The following is a 24,555-nucleotide window of genomic DNA, read 5'->3' as shown; positions in this document are numbered from 1 at the left end:
TCTCTTTCGATTCCGAGCTGTTCGAGGGCGAGCGTAGGTACCGCCCGGCGGGAAGTCAGGGCTTTGTGTCGGCCAGCGGACCGGTCCCCGCGCGCTGGCGGAAATTTCACCTGGAACAAACGAAGGATCCTCGGCTACGCTCCAGCAATTGAGCTGACTCGCGCCGGGGCGGCGGCTCGCGCGCGACGACGGGAGCGACGATGGTGGTGTGGACGCGCGCCGCGGCATTGCGCGGCTACCAGGCCCTCGTCGACGATCTGGGTGGCGACGGCGCGGCACTGCTCGAACGCTTCGATATCGGCGCCGCCGCGATCGAGAGCGACGACGCCATGGTGTCGAGCGAATCGGTGGGCTGGGCGCTCGAGATCGCGGCGGCCGAACTCGGCTGCCCGGATTTCGGCTTGCGGCTGGCGGGACGGCAGCTCGACACGACCTCCGGACCGCTGGCTGTCGCGATCGCGCACGCCACGACGGTCGGGGCGGCGGTGGCGTGCGCGTCCCGTTTCCTGTTCAGCCACTCCATCGGGGTCTCGCTCGCGCTGGTCGCGGATCCGCTGGGCCAGCCGGGCACGACCGCGATCAACTACCGGGATCCGGCCGAGGCGAACGGCTTCGCCCAGAGCATCGACCTGGCCGCCGGGACGATCCACCGCACCTTGCGGCAGTTCGTCGGGGGCGACTACGGCCTGCGGTCGGTGCACCTGCCGCATCCGCCGCTGGCGCCCGCGGCCCGCTACGCCGAATTCTTCGGTGCCGAAGTGCGATTCGACGCGACCACCACCGTGCTGCGGGTGCCCGAGGAGCTGCTGACCCGGCCGACCCTGGCGGGCAACGCCACGAAGTACGCGGTGGCCGTGGACTTCCTGGCCGACACGTACTCCGAACGGGACAAGACGGCGGCCGTCCGGGTGCGTTGTGCGATCGACGGATTGATCACCCATGCCAAACCCGATATGGCGGCGGTGTCGCGGGTCCTGTCCATGCACGAGCGCACGCTGCAGCGGGCGCTCGCCGCCGAAGGCACCACGTTCACCGCGGTGCTCGACGCGGCGCGCCGCGACATCACGTACCGGCTGCTGTGCGAGACCGAGCGGCCCCTCTCGGAGATCACCGGCTTGATCGGCTTGGGCGAACAATCGGCGCTCACCCGCGCGACGCGTCGCTGGTTCGGCGCGACGCCGCTGCAGATCCGCCGGGCCGCGCAGGCCCGGCGCGGCGGACCGGCACGAGCGAGATTCGAGCGCCGCAGCGGCGTCTCGATCATCGACAAGCCGACGTGAACCCCTCGCCCGTGGTTGCGCGGGCACCGCGGCCGATTGCGCGTATCGACGCCGCGGCATACGTTCGAGAGATGCGAAAGATCCTGCCCGCCATGGAAATCCGGAAGGCGGTCGCTTGAGTCACGAGTCGGAGCCGAGTCCTGCCCGGGTGGAGTTCTATTTCGACCCGATCTGTCCCTATGCCTGGATCGCGTCCCGGTGGGTGCTGGAGGTGGAGAAACTCCGCCCGCTCGACCGGCGCTTCCGGGTGATGAGCCTTTCGGTGCTCAATGCCGATAATCCCGATCTGCCGGAGAAGTACCGGGCGCGATTGGCCGACGGGTGGCCGCCGGTGCGGGCGGTGGCGGCCCTCGCGGCGCTCGACGACCCGACCCTGGTGGACCGCTACTACACCGAGTTCGGGACGCGTTTCCACCATGCGCGCATGCGCGACCGCAAGCAGATCATCGAGGAATCGCTGACCGCCATCGGCGCCCCGCGCAGCGTCCTGGCGGCCGCCTACACCACCGAATTCGACGACGCGGTCCGCCGCAGTCACCGCCAGGCGATGGCCGCGGTGGGACCCGAGGTGGGCACGCCGATCATCGAAATCGATGGCGCGGCCGTGTTCGGGCCGGTGTTGTCGGCCGTGCCCCGGGGCCGGCGTGCCGTCGAACTGTTCGATGCCGTAGCGGTATTGGCGGCCTGCCCCGCCTTCGCCGAGTTGAAGCGCGCCCGCACCGACGAATCCGAGCTGGGCTGAGCCGCCTCGTCAGGTGATCTCGTAGATGGCGTAGGCGGCCCGCAGTACCGGCTGGGCCACATTGCGCACGCGGATCCCGCCGGGGGTGGTCCCGCGTTCGGTGCCCGCGTGGGCATGGCCGTGTAAGGCCAGGTCGGCGGCATGCGCATCGATGGCTTCGCCGAGCAGGTACGAGCCGAGGAACGGGTAGATCTCCCGCGGTTCCCCGTGCAGGGTGTCGCTGACGGGGGAGTAGTGGGTGAGCGCGACCGTGACATCGGTGTCGAGCTCGGCCAGGGCCGCGGCGAGCGAGTTGGCCAGTGCGACTGTGTGACAAGAGAAATCGCGCATCTGCCGCTCGCCGAAGATGCTCGCGCATTTTCCGGCGAAACCGCCGCCGAAGCCTTTCGTGCCCGCGACGCCGAGGGTCCGGCCGTGCACGTCGACCGTGACGGAGCTGCCCTCGAGCACGGTGATCCCGTGCTCGACCAGGAGCGTGGTGATCTCGTCTTCGGCGTCGCTGTGATAGTCGTGGTTGCCGAGCACCGCGACGACGGGTACGCCGAGTTCGGCGAATTCGGTCGCGACCACCTTGGCCTCCTCGACGGTCCCGTGGCGGGTGAGATCGCCGGCGAGCAAAAGGATATCGGCGTGCTCGGGCAACTCGCGCAGCGTCGGACGCCACAGTCCGTGTGAGTCGACGCCGAGATGTACATCGCCGACGGCGGCTATCCGCATGCGGCTCAACTCCTTCCGGTGTCGACGGAGCCCAGCGCCTCGCTGGCGCCGGGTCCGCCCGGTAGCGCGACCCGAACGTCGTTGTGGATGCGGGCCTGCGGAAGCTCTTCGCGCACTACGGTTTCCAGCTGTCGTTTGCGTTCCTCGGTGGCGACCTCGCCGTCGAGGGCCACCACGTCGCCGCGGATCGTCACGTGCACACCGAGTTCCGCGGTGCGCGGGTCCTCGGCGAGGGCGCGGCGCAGGTGCGCCACCAAATATTGCGGCTGCTCCATCTATTCCACCTTTCCGGTGTCGGTGATGCCGAGATCGTCGATCAGGCCGAGGAATGCCCGGGCGTAGGGCGAGTTTTCGGTCTGCTCGCGGGTCGCCGGCCAATCGATCTGCTCGCGCAGGTCGCGCGCGATGTGCAGGAGCGGGGCGAAATCGAGCCGGTGCGCATCGAAGACGAGCAGTTTGTCCACCATCAGATCGGTGCCGCTGACCACCGGCGCGGAGGTCGGGCCGATGCGCATGGGCGTCGCGCGGTCGAGCAGGTCGTCGGTGACGTCGCGGTAGTTCGGCCGGTGGATCACGTCGATCAGGACGTCGCCCGCGTAGACCTTCCGCAGCCAGTCCTCGGGCGGGTCGCACACCCGCAGCCCGGCTTCGGCCAGGATGCGCACCGCCTTGTCGCAGTCCTGCGGTTTGACGAAGAGGTCGACATCGTGTTGCGAGGCCGGACCGCCGCGCGCGTAGACCGCGCAACCGCCGGCCACCGCGAACTTGACCTCCGCCGCGGCCAGCGCATTGACGGCTCGGGTCAGTGCGTGCAGCAGCTCATCGATCGTGGCGACCATGGTGGGGCGATACCCGGTAGCCGGTCGACTATGCGGTCGGTCGATGTGGTTCGCCCGCTACCGCGCGGTGTCGGGTTTTCCGGCGGCGGAACGGGGTATCGCCCCGCCATGACCTCTGAAAGGGACGGCCGGGGCCGCCGCCTGGGTGTGCCGGAGGTGATCTCGGCGGCGCTGTTCGATCTCGACGGGGTCCTGACCGACACCGCGGCGGTGCACCAACGCGCCTGGCGGGAAGTGTTCGACGACTATCTCCGGCAGCGCTGTGGGCCGGATTTCGTGCCGTTCGCCACCGACGACTATCTGCGCTTCGTCGACGGCCGGCCGCGGGCCGACGGGGTGCGGGAGTTTCTGCGGTCCCGGGACATCACGTTGCCGGAGGGCGAGCCGGACGCCGAGCCGGGCACGCAGAGCGTGCACGCGCTCGGCAACCGGAAGAACAGTCTGTTGCTTTCGTTCATCGAGCGCGACGGTGTCGAGGTCTATCCCGGCTCGGTCGACTATCTGGCGGCGATCCGCGGCGCGGGGCTGCGGGTGGCCGTCGTGACGGCCTCGGCCAATGCCGCTGCGGTGCTACAGGTTACGGGGATGGCCGACAGTATCGATGTCCGGGTCGACGGCAACGATGTGGTCCGGCTCGGCCTGCACGGCAAACCCGCGCCGGACGGCTTTCTGGCGGCCGCCCGTCGTCTGGACGTGCAGCCGGCCGCGGCAGCGGTTTTCGAGGATGCGGTGGCCGGGGTGGCGGCCGGTCACGCGGGTGGTTTCGGATTCGTCGTCGGTGTCGATCGAGTCGGTGACGGCAAGCATCGGCAGGATTTGACCGCCGCGGGCGCGGACGTCGTCGTGGCCGACCTGTCGGAATTGCGGGAGCAGCGATGACGGCGGATTGTCGTGGCTTCGAGGTGGATCCATGGCAATTGCGGTGGTGCGGACTGGATCTGGGCGCGCTGAAACGCACGGAATCGATCTTCGCGCTGGCCAACGGGCACATCGGTCTACGCGGCGGCTTCGACGAGGGCGAGCCGGTCGGCGAGCCGGGCACCTATCTCAACGGCTTCTACGAGAAGCGCCGATTGCCTTATGCCGAACTGGGTTACGGCTATCCGGAGCAGGGCCAGACCGTCGTGAACGTCACCGACGGGAAGATCATCCGCCTGCTCGTCGGCGACGAGCCGATGGATCTGCGCTACGGCCACACCGAGGCCCACGAACGCGTGCTCGACTTCCGTTCCGGCACACTGCGACGCAGTACGGTGTGGACGTCGCCGACGGGCCGGTCCGTCCGGATCCGCTCGCAGCGCCTCGTCTCGTTCACCGAGCGGGCGCTCGCGGCGATCCGCTACGAGGTCGAGCCGCTCGACGAGGATCTGGACCTGGTGATCCAATCGGATCTGCTCGCCAACGAGCCACTGGCGGCGCAGCACGGCGATCCGCGGGCCGCGGCTCGGCTGGACCGTCCGCTGGTGTCCGATTTCGCCGCGGCCCGGGACTTCCAGGCGGTGCTCGCTCACCACACCGCCCGATCGGAATTGCGGATGGCGGCCGCGATGGACCACGAACTGACCGCGACGGCCACGCCACGCTGCGCGATCCACGCGGAAGCCGACCTGGCCCGGTTGACGATTGCGGTCGATGTGGCCCGGGGCGACACGGTGTGCCTGACGAAATACCTCGCGTACGGCTGGTCCGGGCAGCGCTCGACCCCCGCGTTGCGCGCGCAGGTCGAAGCGGCGCTGGCCGCCGGTATGGAGACCGGATGGGACGAACTGCTCGAGCGCCAACGCGCGTACCTGGACGACTTCTGGTCGAGCGCGGATATCGAGATCGACGGTGATCCCGAGATGCAGCAGGCGGTGCGTTTCGCGCTGTTCCACGTGCTGCAGGCGGGGGCGCGCGGCGAGACCAGAGCGATACCGTCGAAGGGGCTGACCGGGCCGGGCTACGACGGCCATTCGTTCTGGGACACCGAGACTTTCGTGCTTCCCCTGCTCATCCATACGGTGCCCGCCGCCGCCGCGGACGCGCTGCGCTGGCGGCACACCACGCTCGATCTGGCGCGGCGGCGCGCGCGGGAACTCGGGCAGCCCGGCGCGATGTTCCCGTGGCGTTCGATCAACGGCGAGGAGGGCTCCGGCTATTGGCCCACCGGGACCGCGGCGGTGCACGTCAACGCCGATATCGCGGACGCCACCATCCGGTACGTCACCGCCACCGGCGACGAGCGCTTCGAGCGGGAGTGCGGGGTGGAATTGCTGGTGGAGACCGCCCGCATGTGGACCGGTCTCGGCCACCGCGATTCGGGCGGAACCTTCCGGATCGATGGCGTCACCGGCCCGGACGAGTATTCGGCGCTGTCCGACAACAACATCTATACGAACCTGATGGCGCAGCGGAATCTGCGCGGGGCCGCCGCGGCGTGCGCGCGGCACCCCGACATCGCGCGGCGTCTCGAGGTGTCGGCGGCCGAGCTCGAGCGGTGGCGTGCCGACGCCGAGCAGCCGGCGATGCCGTACAACGACGAGCTCGGGGTCCACGAGCAGTCGGAGGGGTTCACCCGTTACCTGCGCTGGGATTTCGCCGCGACCCCGGCCGACCGCTACCCCCTGCTGCTGCACTATCCGTACTTCGACCTGAATCGCAAACAGGTGGTCAAGCAGGCGGACCTGACGCTGCCTTCACGCCGGAGCAGAAGGTACGGAACTTCGACTACTACGAGGCGCTCACCGTCCGGGATTCCTCCCTCTCGGCCTGCGCGCAATCCATCCTCGCGGCGGAGGTCGGCAATGTGTCACTGGCCTTCGACTACTTCGTCGAGTCCGCGCTCACCGACCTGCACGATCTGCACCAGAACGTGGCGAGTGGACTGCACATCGCCTCCCTCGCGGGCGCATGGAGCTGCTGCGTGGCCGGTTTCGGCGGTATGCGCGAGTGCGACGGCGAATTGCGTTTCGCGCCAAGGCTACCCGAGCAGCTGAATCGGCTCGCTTTCCGAATTCTGTGGCGTGGCAGTCGTTTGGCGGTCGAGATCACGCGGGACACCGTCACCTACCGGCTGCTGTCCGGCGAACCCTGCACCTTTTACCATCACGGCGATGCGCACACCGTGCGGCAGCAACCGCTGCTCCTGCCGATCCCGGATACGCCGAGCGAGTCCAAAGCCGAACCGCCGCAGGGGCGCGCCCCGTATCGCCGCGCCTGACCTGCCCTCGGCTACGGCAGATCCTGGAGTGCGGCGCGGATGACGTCGAGGAACCAGGTCTGGGCGGGGCTGCGGCCGGGCGGTCGACGGGTGTACGCGGCAACTTCGGCAGGGTCGATCTGCCAGGGGAGCGCGAAGGTGCGCACGGGGTGGGTCCGAGCGAGCGCGCGCGCCACCCGCTGCGGGACGATCGCGACGAGCTCGCTGTCCTGCACGACGTAGGGCAGGGTGGCGAAACGGGTTACCCGGACGGCGATTCGACGCTCCAGGCCGTGGGCGCGCAGGGCATGCCTGGGGGCGGGGTGGCCGGTGGCGCCGTCCACGACGATATGCCGTTCGGCGCGCAGTTCGGCGTCGGTCGGCGCCTGGCTCTGTAGCCGTGGATGGTCGGCCGCGACCATGCCCGCGTAGCCCTCGGTGAACAGCGGCAGTCTGCTGAGCCGGGCCGAATCCAGGATCGGGGTGGCCACGATCGCGTCCACCCGGCCGCGCGTGAGTTCGTCGGTCGCGGTGTCGATATCGAACGCGCGCACCTGCAGGCTCGCGGCGGGCGCGCGGGCGGTGAGTTCCGCCAGCACCCGCGGCAACGAATTGACCTCGCCGAGGTCGGTGAGCCCGATGGCGAAACCGATCGGCCCGGAGAGATCGAATTCCTTTGTCGCGCCGATGGTTACGTCCATCTGCTCGATAGCGGTGCGCAGCGGCGGATAGAGCCGCTCGGCCTCCGAGCTGGGGACCAGACCGCCGGGGCCGCGCACGAACAGCTCGTCGCCGAGGCGCCGGCGCAGCTTGCCCAGTCCGTAGCTGACCGTGGGCTGGGTGACGCCCAGGACGTCGGCCGCCGCGGTCACGCTGCGGGTTTCGTACAGCAGCACGAAGGTTCGGACGAGGTTGAGATCGAACTCCGCGCCCATAGATCTCCTCTATGCAAGTGGGGAAAAACATCTATTGGATTTCTGATGAGGCCGATCGTAGCGTGATGGCACTCACAACTGCACACCAGAAACGAACTCCCTATGAAGAAGTTGTTGTCCTGGCCGGCGGTGCTCTGCTGGCTGACCGTGCTGCTGGAGGGCTACGACCTCGTCGTGCTCGGCGCCGTCATTCCCACCCTCATCGACCAGCGCCATCTCGGATTCACCGCGGCGAGTACCACGTTCGCCGCCACCATCTCCCTGGTCGGCGTCGCCATCGGCGCGACGGCCTCCGGTCCGATAGCCGACCGCTATGGCAGGCGCAGAATGCTGCTCTGCTCGATCGCGGTGTTCTCGCTGTGCACCGCCGCGATACCGCTGGCCGGTTCGGTGGGTGTCTTCGCCGCATTCCGGTTGATCGCGGGCATCGGACTGGGCGCCGGCCTGCCGACCGCTTTGACGTTCATGGCCGAGCACATGCCCCCGGCGCGGCGGGCGTTCGCCAGCACGATCACCATGACCGGTTATCACACCGGCGCGGTGCTGACCGCGCTGCTCGCGCTGCGGGTGATCCCGCACTGGGAGCCGCTGTTCTACGCGGGAGGCGCGGCCGGTGTCCTGCTGCTGCCGGTGCTGTGGGCCAAGCTGCCGGAGTCGCAGGCGTACCTGGCGGCCAAGGCGGCGCCGCACCGGCCGCGACCCACCGTGCTGCTGCGTCCACCGTATGTGCTTGCGACGCTGGGGGTTTGGGTCGGGTCGTTCATGGGCCTGCTGCTCGTGTACGGCTTGAACACCTGGTTGCCCAAGCTGATGCGCGACGCCGGATACAACATGTCGACCTCGTTGACCGTGCTGCTGATGCTGAACATCGGCGCGGTCATCGGCCTGCTCGCCGCCGGGACGCTCGCCGACCGGCGCGGAATCAAACCGACGGTGCTGGTGTGGTTCGCCGCCGCGTCGCTGTTCTTGGCAGTGCTCAGCGTGCGGATCTCCAGCACCGCGCTGCTCAACACGCTGGTGCTCGTCACGGGCATCTTCGTCTTCTCCGCGCAGGTGCTCATCTACGCGTACGTCACGCAGGCCTATCCCGCCGAGATCCGCGCGACCGCAATGGGTTTCGCTGCCGGAGTGGGCAGGTTGGGGGCGATTTCCGGTCCGACGATCACCGGCTGGCTCATCGTCGCCGGCTCGGCGAACCCGTGGGGTTTCTATCTCTTCGCGGCGGTCGCGGGCCTCGGCCTGCTCGCCATGGCCGCGGTGCCGCGGACCACCGTGGACGGACTCGTCCCGGCCGAGCCCGAGCCGCAGCTCGAACGAAAAGTGCGACCGGCGTGAGGGATATCCGCACACAGGTGGCGATCGTCGGTGCGGGCCCGGCCGGTCTGCTGCTCTCGCATCTGCTGTACCGCGCCGGGATCGACAGCGTGGTCGTCGACCACCGTGGGTACGACGACATCGCGAGCACCATCCGGGCGGGGATCCTCGAGGCGGGTTCGGTTCGGCTGCTGGTGGATTCGGGAGCCTCGGACCGGGTGCGCACCGCGGGTGACCGGCACGACGGCGTCGTGCTGCGGTTCGACGGCACGAACCATCGCATCGACTTCCAGGAGTTGGTCGGTGAATCCGTGTGGCTCTATCCGCAAACCGAGGTGTTCCTGGACCTGTCGCGGCGGCGCAGCGCCGACGGCGGCGACGTGCGCTACGGCGTGACCGGCACTGCCGTCGACATCTCCGGCGCCCGTCCGACCGTCACGTTCACCGAATCGTGCGGCAGCCCGGTGCGCGTCGAGGCGGATTTGCTCGTCGGCGCGGACGGTTCGCGCTCGATCTGCCGGCCCGCTTTCCCGCCGGGCGCCCGCAAGGAGTGGTTCCGTGAATATCCCTTCGCCTGGTTCGGGGTGCTCGTCGAAGCGCCGCCCTCGCATGACGAATTGATCTACGCCCATTCGGAATTCGGCTTCGCGCTGATCAGCCGGCGCACCGCGGCGTTGCAGCGGATGTATTTCCAGTGCCCGCCCGGGACGCGGCCCGGGGAATGGGACGAGGATCGGATCTGGTCCGAGCTACGCCGCCGCGTCGACGGCAACGGGTTCGCCCTGCGGGAAGGCCCGATCGTCGCCAAGACGGTGCTGCCGTTCCGCTCGTTCGTCACCGCGCCGATGCGCCACGCGAACCTGCTGCTGGCCGGTGATGCCGCGCATACGGTGCCGCCCACCGGCGCGAAAGGACTGAACCTCGCCCTCGCCGATGTCGCGGTGCTGGCGGAGGAGATCACCGAGTGCTACGCCCGGCGTGACCCGGATGTGCTCGACCGCTACACCGAGCGCGCCCTGAGCCGGGTGTGGCGCGCCCAGCACTTCTCCTACTGGGCGACCACCATGCTGCACAGCATCGACGGCGCGTCGCCCTTCGATATCGAGCGCCAGCGCGGCGAACTCGCGCTGATCACCGGATCACGTTACGGCGCAGCATATTTCGCGGACGCATACACCGGCTGGCAGCACCGGAAACCGACCGGACAACGAAAGGAGTGAGTATGGCCAGGATTTCGACCTTGGCGGCCGCGGTGGCCGAGCTCGTGCAGGACGGCGACACCGTCGCGCTGGAGGGTTTCACGCATCTGATCCCGGTGGCCGCCGGGCAGGAGATCATCCGGCAGCGCGTGCGCGGGCTGACCCTGGTGCGGATGACCCCGGACATCGTGTACGACCAGCTGATCGGCGCGGGCTGCGCGGCGAAGCTGGTGTTCTCGTGGGGCGGCAATCCGGGTGTCGGTTCGCTGCACCGGTTCCGGGACGCGGTGGAGCACGCCTGGCCGCACGCGCTAAAGCTCGAGGAGCACAGCCACGCGGGCATGGCCAACCGCTACGTCGCGGGAGCCTCCGGTCTGCCGTTCGCGGTGCTGCGGGGCTACGTCGGCACCGATCTGCCGACGGTCACCGCGACCATCAAGCCGATCAGCTGTCCGTTCACCGGCGAACAGCTCACCGCGGTGCCCGCGCTGCGGCCGGATGTCACCGTGATCCACGCGCAGCGGGCGGACCGGGCCGGGAACGTGCAGCTGTGGGGTCTGCTCGGGGTGCAGAAGGAAGCCGTGCTGGCCGCGCGGCAGAGCCTGGTCACCGTCGAGGAGATCGTCGACGAGCTCACCCCGGTGCCCGGTGCGATCGTGCTGCCCGCGTGGGCGATCACCGCGATCGCCGCGGTGCCCGGCGGCGCGCATCCGTCCTACGCGCACGGGTATTCCGAACGCGACAACGCCTTCTACGCGGCCTGGGACCCGATCAGCCGGGACCGTGGCCGTTTCACCCAATGGCTCGACGAGCACATCTTCGCGGGGAGTGACGCATGAACCGGATTCCGGCCGAAACGGACGCCACGCCGGTGCGAGCAACCGCCGACGAGGTGATGACGGTCGCCGCCGCGCGGGCGCTCACCGGCGGCAAGCGGTGTTTCGTCGGCATCGGATTGCCCTCCACCGCAGCGAACTTGGCGCGCACGACGCATGCGCCGGACCTGGTGCTGATCTACGAGTCCGGCACACTGGGCTCCAAGCCGGGCAGGCTGCCCGCCTCGATCGGGGACGGGATCCTGGCGGCGACCGCAGACGCCGTGATCAGCGTGCCGGAGGTGTTCAACTATTGGCTGCAACCAGGACGCATCGATATCGGCTTTCTCGGTGCCGCGCAACTGGATCGGTTCGGCAATATCAATACCACGGTCATCGGTGACTATCGGCAGCCGAAGGTGCGGCTGCCGGGCGCGGGTGGCGCACCCGAGATCGCCGCGTCCTGCGGCGAGGTGTTCGTGGTGGTCCGCCAATCACGGCAATCCTTCGTCGAGCGAGTCGATTTCGTCACCTCGTTCGGCCACGGCCGCGGCGGCGGGGAGCGCGCCCGGCTCGGCCTGCGCGGGGCGGGGCCCACGCGGATCATCACCGATCTCGGGGTCCTGCGACCCGATGGCACCGGTGAACTGGCGCTGGTCGCGGTGCATCCCGGGGTGAGCGTCGAACAGGTGCGGGCCGCGACCGGCTGGGAGCTGAAAGTCGCTGCGGATCTGCAGGTTACCGCACCGCCCTCGGCCGCCGAACTCGCCGCGCTGCACGCCCTGCAGGCGGCGTCGTGAGCGGCGCGTTCCTCTACGACGGCGTGCGGACGCCGTTCGGCCGTTACGGCGGCGCCCTGGCGGGCGTGCGCCCGGACGATCTCGCCGCGCACGTGTTGCGCACCCTTGCCGAACGGACGGAATTCGACCCGGCGACGGTGGACGACGTGGTCTTCGGTGCGGCCAACCAGGCCGGTGAGGACAATCGCAACCTCGCCCGGATGGCCGTGCTGCTCGCGGGCTGGCCGACCTCGGTGCCCGGCACGACGGTGAACCGATTGTGCGGGTCGAGCCTGGACGCGACGCTGCACGCGTCCCGGATGATCGAGACCGGCGACGCGGCGCTCGTCGTGGTCGGCGGGGTCGAATCGATGAGCCGGGCCCCGTGGGTGCTGACCAAGCCGCCCAAGGGCTTTCCCGCCGGTGACGCGACGCTGCACTCGACCACGCTGGGCTGGCGCATGGTCAACCCGGCGATGCCCGCGGCCTGGACGGTCTCGTTGGGGGAGAGCACCGAAGCGCTGGCCGAACGATTCGGTATCGAGCGGGCGGAGCAGGACGAGTTCGCCGCGCGCAGTCACCGATCCGCCGCCCGGGCCTGGGCGGACGGTTTCTACGACGATCACGTTGTCGCGGTACCGGATACCGGCCTCGACCGGGACGAGCCGATCCGGCCCGGCACCACCGTGAGCACGCTGGCGGGGTTGCGGCCCGCGTTCCGGGCGAACGGGACGGTGACGGCCGGGAACGCCTCGCCGCTGAGCGATGGGGCGTGCGCGCTCCTGCTGGGCGACGAGTCCGTGGCCGAGCGGATCGGTCGCGCACCACTGGCCAGGATCGCCGGTCGCGGGGCGGCGGGTGTGGACCCCGATGTGTTCGGCGTCGGTCCGGTGCAGGCGGCTCGAATCGCGTTGGCGCGGGCCGGAATCGGATGGGGAGATATCGGCGTGGTGGAGCTGAACGAGGCGTTCGCCGCGCAATCGGTCGCGTGTCTGGCCGGATGGCCCGAGCTGGACGCCGAGATAGTCAACGTCAACGGGGGCGCGATCGCGCTCGGTCATCCGCTGGGCGCGTCCGGGGGCCGGATCGTCGTGCAGTTGGCCAGGGAAATGCGGCGGCGCGGCAGCCGATGGGGCCTTGCCGCGCTCTGCATCGGCGTCGGTCAAGGACTTGCGGTAGTTCTGGAGGCAGCATCATGAGCGCACGGCATTGCGCGACACCATCTCCGGCCGGATTCCGGCGCGACCCGGACGGCAGCCATCCGCCCCTGGACTACGCGGACTACGCGTCGACGGTGCTGCGGCATCCGCGCGAATCGCTGATCGTGTTGCCGCAGCGGCTGACCGAGCTGACCGGCCCGGTCTTCGGTTCGGATCGGGTAGGTCCCGCCGATCACGACCTGACCGCACAGCACGCAGGCGAGCCGATCGGCCAGCGGATCATCGTGCACGGGCGGCTGCTCGACGGTGACGGCACACCGATTCCGCACTCGCTCATCGAGATCTGGCAGGCGAACGCGGGCGGTCGCTACCGGCACGATCGCGACCGCTGGAACTGCGCGCTGGACCCCAACTTCGACGGCGCCGGCCGCACCTACACCGACAGCGCCGGGCGATACGAGTTCACCACGGTCAAACCCGGTGCGTACCCGTGGCGTAACCATCACAACGCGTGGCGGCCCGCGCACATCCACTTCTCGTTGTTCGGGCAGGCCTTCGCCCAGCGCCTGGTGACGCAGATGTACTTCCCCGACGATCCGCTGTTCTTCCAGGACCCGGTCTACAACTCGGTGCCCGCGCACGCGCGCGAATTGCTGGTCAGCCGTTTCGATCACGCGCGCACCGAGCCGGAGCGCGCGCTTGCCTTCGAGTTCGACATCGTGCTGCGCGGGCGGGGCGCGACCCCGTTCGAAGACGAGGAGGCCGAGGATGACTAGCCTGCCCAGCACGCCCTCCCAGACCGTCGGTCCCTACCTGCATCTCGGATTGACCTGGGCGGACGGGCAATTCGCGGTCCCGGCCGGCGCACCGGGTGCGGTGTGGCTCACCGGCCGGGTGTTCGACGGCGCGGGCACCGCCATCGACGATGCCCTGGTGGAGACCTGGCAGGTGGTCGGCGACGCGCACCGCGGCGCGCGAAACGGCTTCGCGCGCAGCGATACCCGGCGCGGCGAATACGCGCTGCACCTCCCGCTCCCGGCCGCGGTGTGTGACGGTGCGGGCGGGCTGCAAGCCCCGCACCTGGACATGTCGGTGTTCGCCCGGGGGCTGCTGCACCGTGTGGTCACCCGGGTGTATTTTCCCGAGCACGCCGACCGGCACGCGGTCGATCCGGTGCTGGCGACGGTGCCGCCGGCACGCAGGCACACACTGATCGCCGCACGCGCCGGGGACGGTTACGTTTTCGATGTCCATCTGCAAGGGGCGGACGAGACGGTGTTCTTCGATGTCTGAGCTGTTCGGTGGGGTGCTCGCGGCGGGCCCGGTCGCGGAGTCGGTCGGCGATGGGGCGTGGGTGCAGGCGATGCTCGACTTCGAGGCGGCACTCGCCCGCGCTTCGGCGGCGGCCGGTGTGGTTCCGGTAGCGGCCGCGGACGAGATCGAAAAGCACTGCCGTGCCGAGGAATACGACGCCGGTGCGCTGGGCGCGGCCGCGGTGCGGATCGGCAATCCGGCAGGACCGCTGGTACGCGCGCTGACCGCGCGGGTCGGCCCCGCGGCGGCGGCCTACGTGCACCTCGGGGCGACCAGTCAGGATGTCCTCGATACCGCCGCGATGCTGGTCACCGCCCGAGCGCTGGCCGCGCTGCGCGACGATCTGGTGGCGTGCGCCGAAATGCTCGCGCGTTCGGCCGAGGAGCATGCGGATACCGTGCTGGCCGGGCGCAGCCTGTTGCAACAGGCACCCCCGGTGACGTTCGGGCTCACGGCCGCCGGATGGCTGGGCGGCGTGGTAGCGGCGCTGCGGCAGCTCGATCGCGTTCGGGACCACCGCCTGGCGGTGCAGTTCGGCGGTGCTGTCGGGACGGCGGCGGCGCTGGGCGAGCACGGAGTTCCCGTGTTTACTGAGCTGGCGCGTCGGCTACGCCTCGCGGAGCCGACCTTGCCCTGGCACACCGAACGCAGCCGAATCGCGGAAATCGCGGGCGCTCTGGGCCAGACCTGCGGTGCGGTCGCGAAGATCGCCCGCGACGTCACCTTGCTCGCGCAGACCGAAGTCGCCGAGGTGGCCGAGCAGGGTCCGCCCGGTAGCGGCGGATCATCGACCATGCCGCACAAGCGAAATCCCGTCGCCGCGGTGCTCGCCGCCGGTGCGGCCGCGCAGGCGCCCGGTCTGGTCGCGACTGTGCTGAGTTCGGCTGCCCACGAATATCAACGAGCCGCCGGGTCGTGGCATGCGGAGTGGCGCCCGCTGGTGGAACTGCTGCGCAGCACCGGCTCGGCGGTGCACTGGCTGCGGGTTTGCCTGTCGCGCCTGCACATCGATCCCGCGCGGATGCGTGCGAATCTGGCAGGCTCCGGCGGTGTGCTCGTAGCCGAACACGTCGCCGTCGAGGTGGTGTCGGCGAGCGAGGGGGCGGTGGGTCGACAGCAGGCCGGTGATCTCGTCGCGGCCTGCTGTGCCGAGGCGGTACGGGGTGACCTTGCCGAGCTGCTCGCGGCCGATCCGGTGATCGGGAAGTATCTGGACCGCAAGCGAATCGACGAGCTGCTCGAGCCGTCCGGGTATCTGGGTGCCGCGAACGACTTCCGGCTGCGCGCGCTGGCCGAATGGGGAGGGATGACGCGATGAGTTCGGTGGCGGTGCATGCCCACGTCGACGGGCCGCCTGCGGGGGACACGGTGGTGCTGAGCGGGTCGCTCGGCAGCGATGTCCGAATGTGGGAGCCACAGGTGGCGGCACTCACCGCCGCGGGCTACCGGGTGGTGCGCTACGACCAACGGGGTCATGGGAATTCGCCGGTGCCGAGCGGACCGTATGCCCTGGCCGATCTCGGTTCCGACGTGCTCGCGCTGCTCGATCGGCTGGCTGCTCGTCGCGTGCATTTCGTGGGATTGTCCCTGGGCGGCATGGTCGGCATGTGGCTCGGTGCGCATGCCCCGCATCGGCTGCGCACGTTGACGCTGTGCTGCACCAGTGCCGAACTCGGCCCGCCCGCCGGCTGGGCCGAGCGTGCCGCCACGGTCCGGGCCGCAGGGGCCGCGGCGGTGGCGGGCGCGGTAGTGCGACGGTGGTTCACGCCGCCCTGGCGTGCTGCTCACCCGGAACGAATCCGCTTCTACGAGAACATGATCGCCGCCACGCCTGCCGAGGGCTACGCCGCGTGCTGCGCGGCGATCGAAACGATGGCCATCGCGGCGGGTCTGACCAGGATCAGCGCTCCCACGTTGGTCATCGCGGGCGCGGACGATCCCGCGACGCCGCCCGCACACGGTCACCGCATCGCCGCGGCCATTCCGCTGTCCCGGCTCGAAATCGTCGAGTCCGCGGCACATCTGGCGAACATCGAACGACCGGACGTCGTCAACCAGCTGATCCTCGGACATTTGAAGGAGAATTCGTGAACGAACGTGCCGAGCGGGGCGCTCAGGTCCGGCGCGAGGTGCTCGGCGACGCGCACGTCGACCGTGCCGAGGCCGCGACGACCGAATTCACCCGCCCGTTCCAGGAATACATCACCGAGTCGGTGTGGGGATCGATCTGGGCCCGCCCCGGTCTCGATCGCCGCACCCGCAGCTGCATCACCCTCGCCGTGCTCACCGCCCTGGGCCGCCACGACGAGATCGCGATGCACGTACGCGCGGCCCGCCGCCACGGCCTCACCCCCGCCGAGATCGCCGAGGTCCTCCTGCACACCGGCGCCTACGCAGGCGTCCCCGCCGCCAACGCCGCCTTCACAATCGGCCAGGCCGTGCTGGACGAACCCGGCGAGTCGTAGATCCCTGCTCCGGTTCGGCTCATGGGTCGAGCACCTTGCCGGGGTTGAAGAGGTTCAGTGGGTCGAGGGTGCGTTTGATCGCGAGCATCAGGTCGACTGCCGCGCCGTGTTCTTCGCGCAGGTACTTCTTCTTGGTGAGGCCGATGCCGTGCTCGCCCGTCGCGGTGCCGCCCACGGCCAGGGCATGGCGCACCAACTGGTCGGAGTACTGCTGCACCACCTCGTCGTCGTGCTCGTCGTAGGGCACGATGGTGTGCACGTTGCCGTCGCCGATGTGGCCGCAGACACTGACCGCCAGGCCGAGTTCCGCGCCGAGGCGCAGCGCGGTATCGACGGCGGCCGCGAGCCGGGAGTACGGGACGGCGGTGTCGGTCACCATGAACCGGCGTCCGGGGTGCAGCGATTTCAACGCGAAGAAGAGATTGTGCCGGTCCTCCCACAGGGCGTGGCGCTCGGTGTGGGTGCGGGCCGCGGCGAGGTCGAGGGCATTGTGGCCCAGGACGATTCGGGTGATCTCCTGTTCCTCGGCGAGCGCCGCCGGCTCCGACGACGACTCCACGTCGATGAACAGCGCCGGGGTCTCGGCATAGTCGGTGCCCCGATAGGCGTTGGTCGCGACCATGCTGACCGTGTCGACGAGTTCCAGCCTGCTCACCGGGAGTGCGGCGCCGAGCATCTCGACGGCGGCGTCTACCGCGTCCGCCACCGTCGGAAACGACACCCGCAGCGAGCGTATCCATTCCGGGATGGGGTGCAGGCGCACGGTGAGTTCGGTGATGATGCCGAGGGTCCCCGCGGAGCCGATCAGCAGATCCTTGAGGTCATAGCCGCTGGACGATTTGCGAACCGCGCGGCCGAAGCGCGCGACCGTCGCATCGGGGAGCACCGCTTGCAGCGCAAGCACATTCGCCCGCATCCCGCCGTAGCGGACGGTGGTGGTGCCGCTGGCATTGGTCGCGGCCATGCCGCCCAGCGAGGCGTCGGCCCCGGGGTCGACGGTGAACTGCACACCGTGTTCGGCCGTCGCCGCGTTCAGCTGAGTGCGGGTGACGCCCGGCTGCACCGTGGCGGTGAAATCGGTGGGGGATATATCGAGGATCGAATTCGCCTGCGACAGATCGACGATCAGTTCGTCGCGCTGAGCGAGCAGGTGTCCTTCCAGGCTCGTCCCGGCGCCGCGGGCGATGAGCGGTGTCCGCGTCGCCCGCGCCCACCGCACCAGCGCGGCCACCTCGTCGACATCGGCCGGTGCCGCGACGCCGCGCGGGCGTTGCCCCGCGCGCCCGGTCTCGTCGACCGTGAACTGGTCGAGAACCGCGGGGCGCGTGTCGATCTCGAGGGGTGGGCCGTCGAACGCGGTGGTCATCGTGCTCCTCCAGCCGGGCCCGCACTGGGTCGGCGCCCGTCCTCGCATCGTAGGTCGCGGCCTCAGCTCGCGGGCGTCAATCGCGGCACCGGCGGCAGCGGGACGACGGTGGGCGCGGCGCGGAACGCCTGCAGCATGAGCGCGGCGAAGCGCCGGGACGCCGCGACGCGTGCCGCAGGGCTGCTCGTACGCAGCCCGCCGTTGGCCATGATCATCAGGACGAGGTCGTCCACCAGGATGTCGGCGCGCAGCTGACCGCTGTCCTTGGCGCGCCGCAGCAGTTCGGCGGCGCCGATGAGCGAGGACGAACGGATCGCGGTGAAGTCCATCGAGTGCGGAAACGCGGACATGAAGGCAGCGCTGAAACCCTGGTCGCGCGCCAGCAATTCGCACAACTTCTCGACGGCGACACTGAAACCGTGCCACACGTCCGGGTCGGCCAAGCCCTCGTCCACGATGGCTCGGCACGCGTGCATGTGATCGGTGAACGCCTCGGTGACCAGCGACTCCTTGGTCGGGAAGTGCCGGTAGAGGGTGGCCGGGCCGACCTGTGCGTGCCGGGCGATCGCGCGCATCGGCACGTCCAGGCCGTCGGCGACGAACACCGCGCGCGCCGCGTCGAGGATGCGCTCGCGGTTGTCTCGCGCATCGGAACGGAGGGGCTGAGACAAACGAGTGGTCACCGCTCTCACTTTAGCTAAACGGACGGGGGCGTCCGTTACGTTCCGTGGATCGGTTCAGTTCGAAAGCGCATGGAGGCAGCAGTGAAAGCAGTGACGTTCCCGGCGTTCGGGGCGCCGGAGATCCTCGCGGTGGTCGATCTTCCCGACCCGAGTCCGGCTGCGGGCGAGGTGCTGATCGTGACCGAGGCGATCGGCGTCGGCGGTCTCGACGCGCTGATCCGCAGCGGCGCGTTGACCGCCTACGGGTCCACGCCCGGGCATGTGCTCGGCAGTGAGGTGGCGGGGACCGTCGCGGCGGTAGGGGACGGTGTCGACACCGCGTGGATCGGCCGGCGGGTCTGGGCGCACACCGGGTTGAGCGGGGGCTACGCCGAGCGCGCTGTCGCCCCGGCCGCGACGGTGGTGCCCGTCCCGGAGGCGGTGTCGGCCGCCGCGGCGGTGACCCTCGGGAGTTCGGCCATGGTGGCCCATTTCGCCTTGCGCCATGCCCATTTCGCGCCCGGTGAGTCGGTGCTCGTGCGGGGCGCGGCGGGGGGCATCGGGGTGATGGTGGTCCAGCTCGCGGCGCGGCGCGGTGCGGGATCGGTCGCGGTGACGACCTCCTCGGCCGAGCGTGGTGAACGCCTGCGCAAGCTCGGCGCCACGCACGTGCTGGACCGGCACGGCCGCGGCGGGCCGGACGCTCCCGCGGACTACGACGTGATCATCGATATCGTCGGCGGTGCGGCGGTGTCGGCGTTCCTCGGCGGGCTCGCGCCGAACGGCCGCATGGTGGTGGTCGGCGCGATGGGCGGTATGCCGCCGGCGGACTTCGCCGCGCCGATGATCGCGGCATTCCAGAAATCGCTGTCGTTCGCCACCTTCAGCGCGGATACGGTGCCCGGCCCCGAGATCAGCGCGGCGATCGCCGAACTGTTCGCCGCCGCGGGCCGCGGCGAGCTGGAAGCGGTGGTGCACAAAGAGCTTTCGTTGACCGACGCGGTTCTTGCGCATCGGCTGATCGACGCGGGCGAGGTGTTCGGCCGGGTCGTGCTCGTGCCCTGAGACATCGGTGCCGCGGTGCGGCGGCGCCGCGGTGCGGCGGTGCGGCGGTGCGTGCACCGATGAGTTCTGCTGCCCCGCCCCGTCGATACGGTGACAGATTTCGACGCGGAGGGTGCACAGATGAGAACGGCGATATCGGCGGACGGCACGCGATTGGCCTACGACGTGGTGGGCGAGGGGCCCGCGCTGGTGTATGTCACCGGGGCGACCTGTTTCCGGAAATTCCGGCCTGTCGTGGACGACGTCAAAGCGTTCTCGAAGGAATTCACCGTTTATACCTACGACCGTCGCGGCCGCGGCGACAGTACCGACACCGCGCCCTACGAGGTGCAGCGCGAAGTCGACGATATCGAGGCGCTGATCGACGCGGCCGGTGGCAATGCCTTCGTCTACGGGCATTCGTCGGGTGCGGTGCTCACCCTCGAAGCCGCGCTGCGGTTACCGCACAAGGTCGATCGGGCGGTCATCTATGACGCGTCGTACGTGCACGATGCGGCGGAACGCGATGCCTACGCCGAGTTGGCACACAAGGTCGAGCTGCTACTGCGAAAGGGCGAGAACTCGGGTGCGGTGCGGGAATTCCTGCGCGGAATCGGCATGCCGCGCCTGTTCGTCGCGCTGCTGCCGCTGTTTCCCGGCTGGTCCACCATGAAGGCCCTGGCACCCACCCTCACCTACGACATCGCGCTGACCGCGGACGTGCCACCGCTCGACCGGCTCGGCGGCATCGAAGTACCGCTGCATATCGTCGCCGGGGCGAAAAGCCCGGCCGGATTGCACGACGTCGCACAGCAACTCGCCGACACCATTCCCACCTCCACCCTTCGCATTCTCGAGGGGCAGAACCATATGGTCAGCACCACAGCGTTGCTGCCGATTCTGCGTGGCTTCCTGCGCGCGCAGTGAAGGGGTTCGGTCAGCGGACCCGTTTCGCTGGATTCGCCCCGATTCGGGTAGCGATCTACTCAGGTGCGACATCCTGACCTGCGGTGTCATGGTGTCGAAAGAATGACGTTCGTCGAAAGACGTGACCATGTGGGTAGCGAATTCAGCGATGGCGGGCAGGGCGGCAGGCCCCCTCCCGGCGTACCCGCGGACCAGGATCACCGCGGCGCATGCGGCCACTGCCGTGGAATTGCCCGGGGCCGCCGCGCAGTTGTCATTGTTCGGCGGGTTCGAATTGCGGGTGGCCGGGGCGAAAGTGGTGTTACCGGTGCACGCGCAGCGGGTGCTCGCCTATCTCGCACTGCACCGGATGACCGCGCCCGAGTGCGGACGACGGGTGCTGGCCGAGCGATTGTGGGAGAACTCGTCGCCGGATCGATCCTCGGCCAGCCTGCGCACCGCGCTGTGGCGCATCCGCCGGGCGGGGCCCGGTCTGCTCGGCGGCGACGCGGAGCGCGTGCGGTTGACCGAGCAGGTCGAGGTCGACGTGGACCGGTTCCGGCGGCGCGCCGAGGCCTTGCTGGCCGGGTGTGCAGGCCCGGCGGCGCATGCGCCCGCGCTGTGCACGGCGGCCGAACTCCTACCGGGCTGGGACGAGGACTGGCTGGTGCTGTTCCGCGAACAGCTCCGGTTGCTGCGGTTGCACACCCTGGAGGCGCTGGCCCGCAACGACTGCGCCCAGGGCCGCTATCCGCAGGCGATCGACCTGATCCTGCGGGTCGTCGCCGAGGAGCCGCTGCGCGAATCGGCGCAGGCGATTCTGATCGATGCCCACCTCGGCGAGGGCAATGCGGCCGAGGCGCGCAGGCAGTTCGACCTCTTCGCGGCGACGCTGTGGCGCGAGCTCGCGCTGCGCCCGTCGGCCGAGCTCGGGCGGCGCGCCGGCGTCCGGGCGTGCCCGGCGACTACGCGACGTTGACGCCCGCGCGTACGGCACCGGGGCATGCTGCGCGGATGCCGGCCGATTTCCGCAACGCACCACCGCCGACACCGCTCGGCCGACTGCGCGCGGTGCCGATGCACATCGAGGAACTGCGCGCGGTCGTCACGCTCGACGCCGCGACCGGTACCGGATCCGTCGAGGCGACCGTGGACTACGTGGTCGGCCCGCACACCGGCGCACCGATCTTCGACCTCCGGCAGACGGTGCGCACCGCTCGGCTCGACGGCGCCCGGCTCGACCCCGCCGAGCTGGCCGCCCACGAGGTCGGAGCAGGTGCGCACAGCTCGATCCGGGTCGTCGGCCGCACCCAGGCGGCCGGATCGGCGCATCGGCTGAGTGTGACGTACCGGCTCGATACACCGGACGCCGATCTCGGCGGGGCGTATCCACCGGTGCTGCAGTGGTCGAACGGGCGGGTGCGCTGGTCGCTCGGCATGTCCGACCTGTACGCGGGCCGGTACCTGGAGGCCTGGTTCCCGTCGAACCTGCCGTTCGATCAATTTCCGTGGACGCTCGAATTACGGGTCACCGCAACGTCGGTCGCCCATTCGCTGATCACCAACGGCGCAGTGACCGTGGTCGGTGCCAACGCCTGGACGGTGCGTTTCCCGTCCTGGTACACCACGATGTCGTCGCTGCTCGAGCTGCGACCGGCCGACTCGGTCGTGCTGCGCTCGTCGACCGTATCGCTGCCGGTGTCCGGGCGGCCGGTGGTGGTGGAAACCTGGAAACTCGTCGGCGGTCAGGAGAATCTGCCCGCGCTGCACGCCAGGGTCGGCGCATTGCTGGCGGAGTACGAGACCGCCTTCGGCGCGTTCCTCGGGGACCGTTTCGTGTGCCTGTTCCACGGCGCGGGCGGTGGCATGGAGTACGCGGGCGGCGCGACCACCGCGGCCGGTGCGCTCGGCCACGAGGTCTTCCACTCGTGGTTCGCTCGCGGCCTCAGCCCGGCGGCACAGACCGACGGGTGGTGGGACGAGGCGTACACCAGCTTCCGGGACGACGGCGACACTCGCACCGAGAGTTTCGATTTCACCCGCCCGCCGGTGCGGCTGTGCGCGCGGCAGCCGTTCCAGCGCAGCACGCCGACGGCGGCGTACGACGACGGCAGCCGATTCTTTCGCGGTGTGGCGCAACGGATCGGCGCGGCCTCGCTGCGCACGCTGATGGGAGAGCTGTACCGCGCGCGCCGCGGGACTCCGGTCAGCACAGCGGAATTGGTCGCACATCTGGTGTCCGGTTCCGGTGCCGCGGATCTCGTCGACGCCTGCCACCGATTCGTCTACGGCTTCGCGGAGTCGACGCCGGACCCGCGCCTGGTCTTCGGGCCGGCGCCGAGCATGTGGAACCGGCACGGGGACGACCGGTTCGCGGTCCACGTGCAGCCGAAAGCCGGTCAGGACAACTGGATTCACGCCCGGATAACCAACACGGCGGCAGCCGGACCGTGCCGCTGCTTCGTCGTCACCTTCGCGTTACGAGTCACCACCGGCGCACCGCCCACCTTTCCCGTCGACTTCTTCCCCGCGCAGACGGCGGCGGTGGGTTTCGAACTTGCGCCGGGCCGTTGGCGCACCGTGTCGGCCCGGCTGCCCGCGGCGCTGCTGCCCGCGCGCGGCACCAGGGTGTCGGTGCTGGCGTCGGTGCACGCGCGCCGCTCACATCCGCCGTCGGGCACCCAGGTGTGGGAGCATGCGGCGCTCGCCCAGCGCGACATGACGATCGACTGATCGGGGCGCGGGCGGCGGCGGGGCGGCCATGCCGACCCGTCCGAACAACTCCGGTGACGGCCGGATGTTCAGTTCGGTCCACAGCAGCTCGGCGAACAAACGCAGCTGCCTGCGCGCCTCGACCACGTTGCCTTCGCACAGATGCGCCTCGATGAGCGCGGTCTGTGCCGATTCGCGCAGCGGTTCCTCGGCGACCACGGCGAGCATCGCCTCGATCGCCTCGTGGTAGCGACCCCGCGCCGCGAGCTTGCGCGCGTCCGTTTCCAGGGCGTGCAATCGCATCTGCCGCAACTGTTCTCGTGCGAGCAGCAACCAGGTCTCGTCCCAGCCCGGCAGCAGCTCGTTGGTGCGGGCGAGCAGCGCGGCGCGGTCGCGCGGGCAGTCGGACTGCGCGCTCAGCATGCGTTCGGCATTGCCCCGGAACTCGTGCACGTCGACCGTCACATCGGCGCCGAGCCGCACTCGGCCGCCGGTGCCGTGCGCCAGTGCGGGGGCGGCCTGCCGGATCCGCCACAGGGCGGTGCGCAAACTCGCCCGGGACCGGTCCGCGGTGGCGTCGGGCCACAGGCGTTCGGCGAGCAGGGCGCGGTCGCAGTCGGGTTGGGCGATCTGGTCCAGCGCCAGATAGGCCAGCACACGCCGTGAATGCTGCGGCAGGGCAACGTGGTTCGCGTCCACGCGCAGCGCGAAACCGCCGAGCAGGCAAATGGCGACCGCCATCGGATCATCCCTCCGTTACCGGCCGCGACGCGGCCGAGTGCGCTCAGCGTGCCGACCCGGTGCTGCGCGTGCGTCAACGCCGCGTCAACGCCGCCCCCTCGGCATTGACGGGAGTTGGTATGGCCGCGCGCGACCGTGGTCCGGTGAGTGGACCCGAAAGCAGAACGATCGTGGTGCGGGCCTGGCGGGACCGGGGACGGCTGATCATCCGTGTCCTGGCCGGCTCGGCCGAGCCGGACTCCGCCCGGGAATGGGTGTTCGCCGATATCGACGCGTCGCTGGCGCGGGTCGCGACCTTGCTCGCCGAACTGGGCGACGACCGTGCGCCGGGGCAGACCGCACCGGGCGAGACGAAGCGTTGACGTTCGCGCACACCGTGGTCGCGCA

25 protein-coding genes and 1 pseudogene are annotated in these 24,555 nt (G+C 69.9%); 19 read left to right on the top strand and 7 right to left on the bottom strand.

Annotation, left to right across the window (positions count from 1 at the left end; genetic code table 11):
* The first annotated feature begins 200 nt into the window (after window positions 1–200).
* Together NVU01S_RS02985 and NVU01S_RS02980 are read left to right on the top strand one after the other, a co-directional pair.
* On the top strand, window positions 201–1,280 hold the full coding sequence (locus NVU01S_RS02985; protein ID WP_052280398.1) for an AraC family transcriptional regulator: 1,080 nt from the start codon (window positions 201–203) through the stop codon (window positions 1,278–1,280).
* Between the two features lie 115 nt (window positions 1,281–1,395).
* Complete coding sequence (locus NVU01S_RS02980) at window positions 1,396–2,022, top strand: DsbA family protein (RefSeq protein WP_043667618.1); 627 nt, start codon at window positions 1,396–1,398, stop codon at window positions 2,020–2,022.
* Window positions 2,023–2,031: 9 nt separating this feature from the next.
* Here NVU01S_RS02980 and NVU01S_RS02975 read toward each other — a convergent pair whose 3' ends face one another.
* The 3 genes from NVU01S_RS02975 to NVU01S_RS02965 are packed head-to-tail and all read right to left on the bottom strand — an operon-like array spanning window position 2,032 to window position 3,578.
* Entirely contained in the window at window positions 2,032–2,739 is a 708-nt protein-coding gene (locus NVU01S_RS02975; protein WP_043667616.1) for a metallophosphoesterase family protein, read from the bottom strand.
* 5 nt (window positions 2,740–2,744) lie between these two features.
* Window positions 2,745–3,014: a BON domain-containing protein gene (locus NVU01S_RS45395; RefSeq protein ID WP_043667612.1), complete on the bottom strand. Its 270-nt coding sequence runs from the start codon at window positions 3,012–3,014 to the stop codon at window positions 2,745–2,747.
* On the bottom strand, window positions 3,015–3,578 hold the full coding sequence (locus tag NVU01S_RS02965) for a nucleotidyltransferase family protein (protein WP_043667609.1): 564 nt from the start codon (window positions 3,576–3,578) through the stop codon (window positions 3,015–3,017).
* Window positions 3,579–3,686: 108 nt separating this feature from the next.
* Here NVU01S_RS02965 and NVU01S_RS02960 point away from each other — a divergent pair, with 108 nt between their 5' ends.
* Window positions 3,687–4,457, top strand: a complete 771-nt coding sequence (locus NVU01S_RS02960) for an HAD family hydrolase (RefSeq protein WP_043667728.1) — start codon at window positions 3,687–3,689, stop codon at window positions 4,455–4,457.
* Window positions 4,454–6,777 (top strand): annotated as a pseudogene (locus NVU01S_RS02955) (glycoside hydrolase family 65 protein). Before NVU01S_RS02960 ends, NVU01S_RS02955 begins: the two are co-directional and overlap by 4 nt.
* Before the next feature lie 11 nt (window positions 6,778–6,788).
* Here NVU01S_RS02955 and NVU01S_RS02950 read toward each other — a convergent pair.
* Window positions 6,789–7,691: a LysR family transcriptional regulator gene (locus NVU01S_RS02950; protein WP_043667607.1), complete on the bottom strand. Its 903-nt coding sequence runs from the start codon at window positions 7,689–7,691 to the stop codon at window positions 6,789–6,791.
* A 102-nt stretch (window positions 7,692–7,793) separates the two neighbouring features.
* On the opposite strand from NVU01S_RS02950, the gene NVU01S_RS02945 reads away from it, so the two are divergent.
* From NVU01S_RS02945 to pcaC, 10 genes are read left to right on the top strand one after another with little or no spacing between them, the layout of a single operon-like run.
* Window positions 7,794–9,026: an MFS transporter gene (locus NVU01S_RS02945; protein ID WP_043667605.1), complete on the top strand. Its 1,233-nt coding sequence runs from the start codon at window positions 7,794–7,796 to the stop codon at window positions 9,024–9,026.
* Window positions 9,023–10,225: a 4-hydroxybenzoate 3-monooxygenase gene (locus NVU01S_RS02940; RefSeq protein ID WP_043667604.1), complete on the top strand. Its 1,203-nt coding sequence runs from the start codon at window positions 9,023–9,025 to the stop codon at window positions 10,223–10,225. Before NVU01S_RS02945 ends, NVU01S_RS02940 begins: the two co-directional genes overlap by 4 nt.
* 2 nt (window positions 10,226–10,227) lie before the next feature.
* On the top strand, window positions 10,228–11,043 hold the full coding sequence (locus tag NVU01S_RS02935) for a CoA transferase subunit A (RefSeq protein WP_043667603.1): 816 nt from the start codon (window positions 10,228–10,230) through the stop codon (window positions 11,041–11,043).
* On the top strand, window positions 11,040–11,819 hold the full coding sequence (locus NVU01S_RS02930; RefSeq protein ID WP_043667601.1) for a CoA-transferase subunit beta: 780 nt from the start codon (window positions 11,040–11,042) through the stop codon (window positions 11,817–11,819). Before NVU01S_RS02935 ends, NVU01S_RS02930 begins: the two co-directional genes overlap by 4 nt.
* Window positions 11,816–12,997 (top strand): thiolase family protein, encoded by a 1,182-nt coding sequence (locus NVU01S_RS02925; protein ID WP_043667599.1) that lies wholly within the window; start codon window positions 11,816–11,818, stop codon window positions 12,995–12,997. The genes NVU01S_RS02930 and NVU01S_RS02925 overlap by 4 nt, the downstream gene beginning before the upstream one ends.
* Window positions 12,994–13,734: a protocatechuate 3,4-dioxygenase subunit beta gene (pcaH, locus tag NVU01S_RS02920; protein WP_043667597.1), complete on the top strand. Its 741-nt coding sequence runs from the start codon at window positions 12,994–12,996 to the stop codon at window positions 13,732–13,734. Before NVU01S_RS02925 ends, pcaH begins: the two co-directional genes overlap by 4 nt.
* Window positions 13,727–14,251, top strand: a complete 525-nt coding sequence (gene pcaG, locus NVU01S_RS02915; protein WP_043667595.1) for a protocatechuate 3,4-dioxygenase subunit alpha — start codon at window positions 13,727–13,729, stop codon at window positions 14,249–14,251. Before pcaH ends, pcaG begins: the two co-directional genes overlap by 8 nt.
* The gene (gene pcaB / locus NVU01S_RS02910; protein ID WP_043667589.1) at window positions 14,244–15,590 is read left to right on the top strand and encodes a 3-carboxy-cis,cis-muconate cycloisomerase; all 1,347 of its coding nucleotides are present in this window, start codon (window positions 14,244–14,246) and stop codon (window positions 15,588–15,590) included. The genes pcaG and pcaB overlap by 8 nt, the downstream gene beginning before the upstream one ends.
* On the top strand, window positions 15,587–16,363 hold the full coding sequence (pcaD, locus tag NVU01S_RS02905) for a 3-oxoadipate enol-lactonase (protein WP_043667587.1): 777 nt from the start codon (window positions 15,587–15,589) through the stop codon (window positions 16,361–16,363). Before pcaB ends, pcaD begins: the two co-directional genes overlap by 4 nt.
* Entirely contained in the window at window positions 16,360–16,737 is a 378-nt protein-coding gene (gene pcaC, locus NVU01S_RS02900; protein ID WP_043667586.1) for a 4-carboxymuconolactone decarboxylase, read from the top strand. The genes pcaD and pcaC overlap by 4 nt, the downstream gene beginning before the upstream one ends.
* A gap of 19 nt (window positions 16,738–16,756) precedes the next feature.
* Here the strand turns inward: pcaC and NVU01S_RS02895 are convergent, their stop codons facing one another.
* Window positions 16,757–18,103 (bottom strand): FAD-binding oxidoreductase, encoded by a 1,347-nt coding sequence (locus NVU01S_RS02895; RefSeq protein ID WP_043667584.1) that lies wholly within the window; start codon window positions 18,101–18,103, stop codon window positions 16,757–16,759.
* 62 nt (window positions 18,104–18,165) lie between these two features.
* On the bottom strand, window positions 18,166–18,786 hold the full coding sequence (locus NVU01S_RS02890; protein ID WP_175068860.1) for a TetR/AcrR family transcriptional regulator: 621 nt from the start codon (window positions 18,784–18,786) through the stop codon (window positions 18,166–18,168).
* Window positions 18,787–18,867: 81 nt separating this feature from the next.
* Between NVU01S_RS02890 and NVU01S_RS02885 the strand changes: the two genes are divergently transcribed.
* The 4 genes from NVU01S_RS02885 (at window position 18,868) to NVU01S_RS02870 (ending at window position 23,448) form a co-directional block, all read left to right on the top strand.
* Window positions 18,868–19,830, top strand: a complete 963-nt coding sequence (locus NVU01S_RS02885; protein ID WP_043667580.1) for a zinc-binding dehydrogenase — start codon at window positions 18,868–18,870, stop codon at window positions 19,828–19,830.
* Window positions 19,831–19,950: 120 nt separating this feature from the next.
* A complete protein-coding gene (locus NVU01S_RS02880) occupies window positions 19,951–20,736 on the top strand; it encodes an alpha/beta fold hydrolase (RefSeq protein WP_043667578.1) in 786 nt (261 codons plus the stop codon).
* A 148-nt stretch (window positions 20,737–20,884) separates the two neighbouring features.
* The gene (locus tag NVU01S_RS02875) at window positions 20,885–21,694 is read left to right on the top strand and encodes an AfsR/SARP family transcriptional regulator (protein WP_052280397.1); all 810 of its coding nucleotides are present in this window, start codon (window positions 20,885–20,887) and stop codon (window positions 21,692–21,694) included.
* Window positions 21,695–21,729: 35 nt separating this feature from the next.
* A complete protein-coding gene (locus NVU01S_RS02870; RefSeq protein WP_043667570.1) occupies window positions 21,730–23,448 on the top strand; it encodes a M1 aminopeptidase family protein in 1,719 nt (572 codons plus the stop codon).
* Here NVU01S_RS02870 and NVU01S_RS02865 read toward each other — a convergent pair.
* A complete protein-coding gene (locus NVU01S_RS02865; RefSeq protein ID WP_244467178.1) occupies window positions 23,377–24,168 on the bottom strand; it encodes an AfsR/SARP family transcriptional regulator in 792 nt (263 codons plus the stop codon). The two genes, NVU01S_RS02870 and NVU01S_RS02865, sit on opposite strands and share 72 nt — an antisense overlap.
* Window positions 24,169–24,311: 143 nt before the next feature.
* Here NVU01S_RS02865 and NVU01S_RS02860 point away from each other — a divergent pair, with 143 nt between their 5' ends.
* Window positions 24,312–24,530: a hypothetical protein gene (locus NVU01S_RS02860; RefSeq protein ID WP_156161503.1), complete on the top strand. Its 219-nt coding sequence runs from the start codon at window positions 24,312–24,314 to the stop codon at window positions 24,528–24,530.
* The last annotated feature ends 25 nt before the right edge of the window (window positions 24,531–24,555 follow it).

Source organism: Nocardia vulneris, assembly GCF_001613425.1.
Classification (GTDB): Bacteria; Actinomycetota; Actinomycetes; order Mycobacteriales; family Mycobacteriaceae; genus Nocardia; species Nocardia vulneris.
The sequence above is the reverse complement of the archived record's forward strand: the minus strand, read 5'-3'. Positions and strand labels throughout refer to the sequence as shown.

Coding starts and splice junctions, on each gene's coding strand:
- pcaD (WP_043667587.1), top strand. CDS start 15,587: ATGAGTTCGGTGGCGGTGCATGCCCACGTCGACGGGCCGCCTGCGGGG.
- NVU01S_RS02865 (WP_244467178.1), bottom strand. CDS start 24,168: ATGGCGGTCGCCATTTGCCTGCTCGGCGGTTTCGCGCTGCGCGTGGAC.
- pcaB (WP_043667589.1), top strand. CDS start 14,244: ATGTCTGAGCTGTTCGGTGGGGTGCTCGCGGCGGGCCCGGTCGCGGAG.
- NVU01S_RS02895 (WP_043667584.1), bottom strand. CDS start 18,103: ATGACCACCGCGTTCGACGGCCCACCCCTCGAGATCGACACGCGCCCC.
- NVU01S_RS02880 (WP_043667578.1), top strand. CDS start 19,951: ATGAGAACGGCGATATCGGCGGACGGCACGCGATTGGCCTACGACGTG.
- pcaH (WP_043667597.1), top strand. CDS start 12,994: ATGAGCGCACGGCATTGCGCGACACCATCTCCGGCCGGATTCCGGCGC.
- NVU01S_RS02965 (WP_043667609.1), bottom strand. CDS start 3,578: ATGGTCGCCACGATCGATGAGCTGCTGCACGCACTGACCCGAGCCGTC.
- NVU01S_RS45395 (WP_043667612.1), bottom strand. CDS start 3,014: ATGGAGCAGCCGCAATATTTGGTGGCGCACCTGCGCCGCGCCCTCGCC.
- NVU01S_RS02960 (WP_043667728.1), top strand. CDS start 3,687: ATGACCTCTGAAAGGGACGGCCGGGGCCGCCGCCTGGGTGTGCCGGAG.
- NVU01S_RS02870 (WP_043667570.1), top strand. CDS start 21,730: ATGCCGGCCGATTTCCGCAACGCACCACCGCCGACACCGCTCGGCCGA.
- NVU01S_RS02975 (WP_043667616.1), bottom strand. CDS start 2,739: ATGCGGATAGCCGCCGTCGGCGATGTACATCTCGGCGTCGACTCACAC.
- NVU01S_RS02875 (WP_052280397.1), top strand. CDS start 20,885: ATGGCGGGCAGGGCGGCAGGCCCCCTCCCGGCGTACCCGCGGACCAGG.
- NVU01S_RS02930 (WP_043667601.1), top strand. CDS start 11,040: ATGAACCGGATTCCGGCCGAAACGGACGCCACGCCGGTGCGAGCAACC.
- NVU01S_RS02945 (WP_043667605.1), top strand. CDS start 7,794: ATGAAGAAGTTGTTGTCCTGGCCGGCGGTGCTCTGCTGGCTGACCGTG.
- pcaG (WP_043667595.1), top strand. CDS start 13,727: ATGACTAGCCTGCCCAGCACGCCCTCCCAGACCGTCGGTCCCTACCTG.
- NVU01S_RS02935 (WP_043667603.1), top strand. CDS start 10,228: ATGGCCAGGATTTCGACCTTGGCGGCCGCGGTGGCCGAGCTCGTGCAG.
- NVU01S_RS02985 (WP_052280398.1), top strand. CDS start 201: ATGGTGGTGTGGACGCGCGCCGCGGCATTGCGCGGCTACCAGGCCCTC.
- NVU01S_RS02950 (WP_043667607.1), bottom strand. CDS start 7,691: ATGGGCGCGGAGTTCGATCTCAACCTCGTCCGAACCTTCGTGCTGCTG.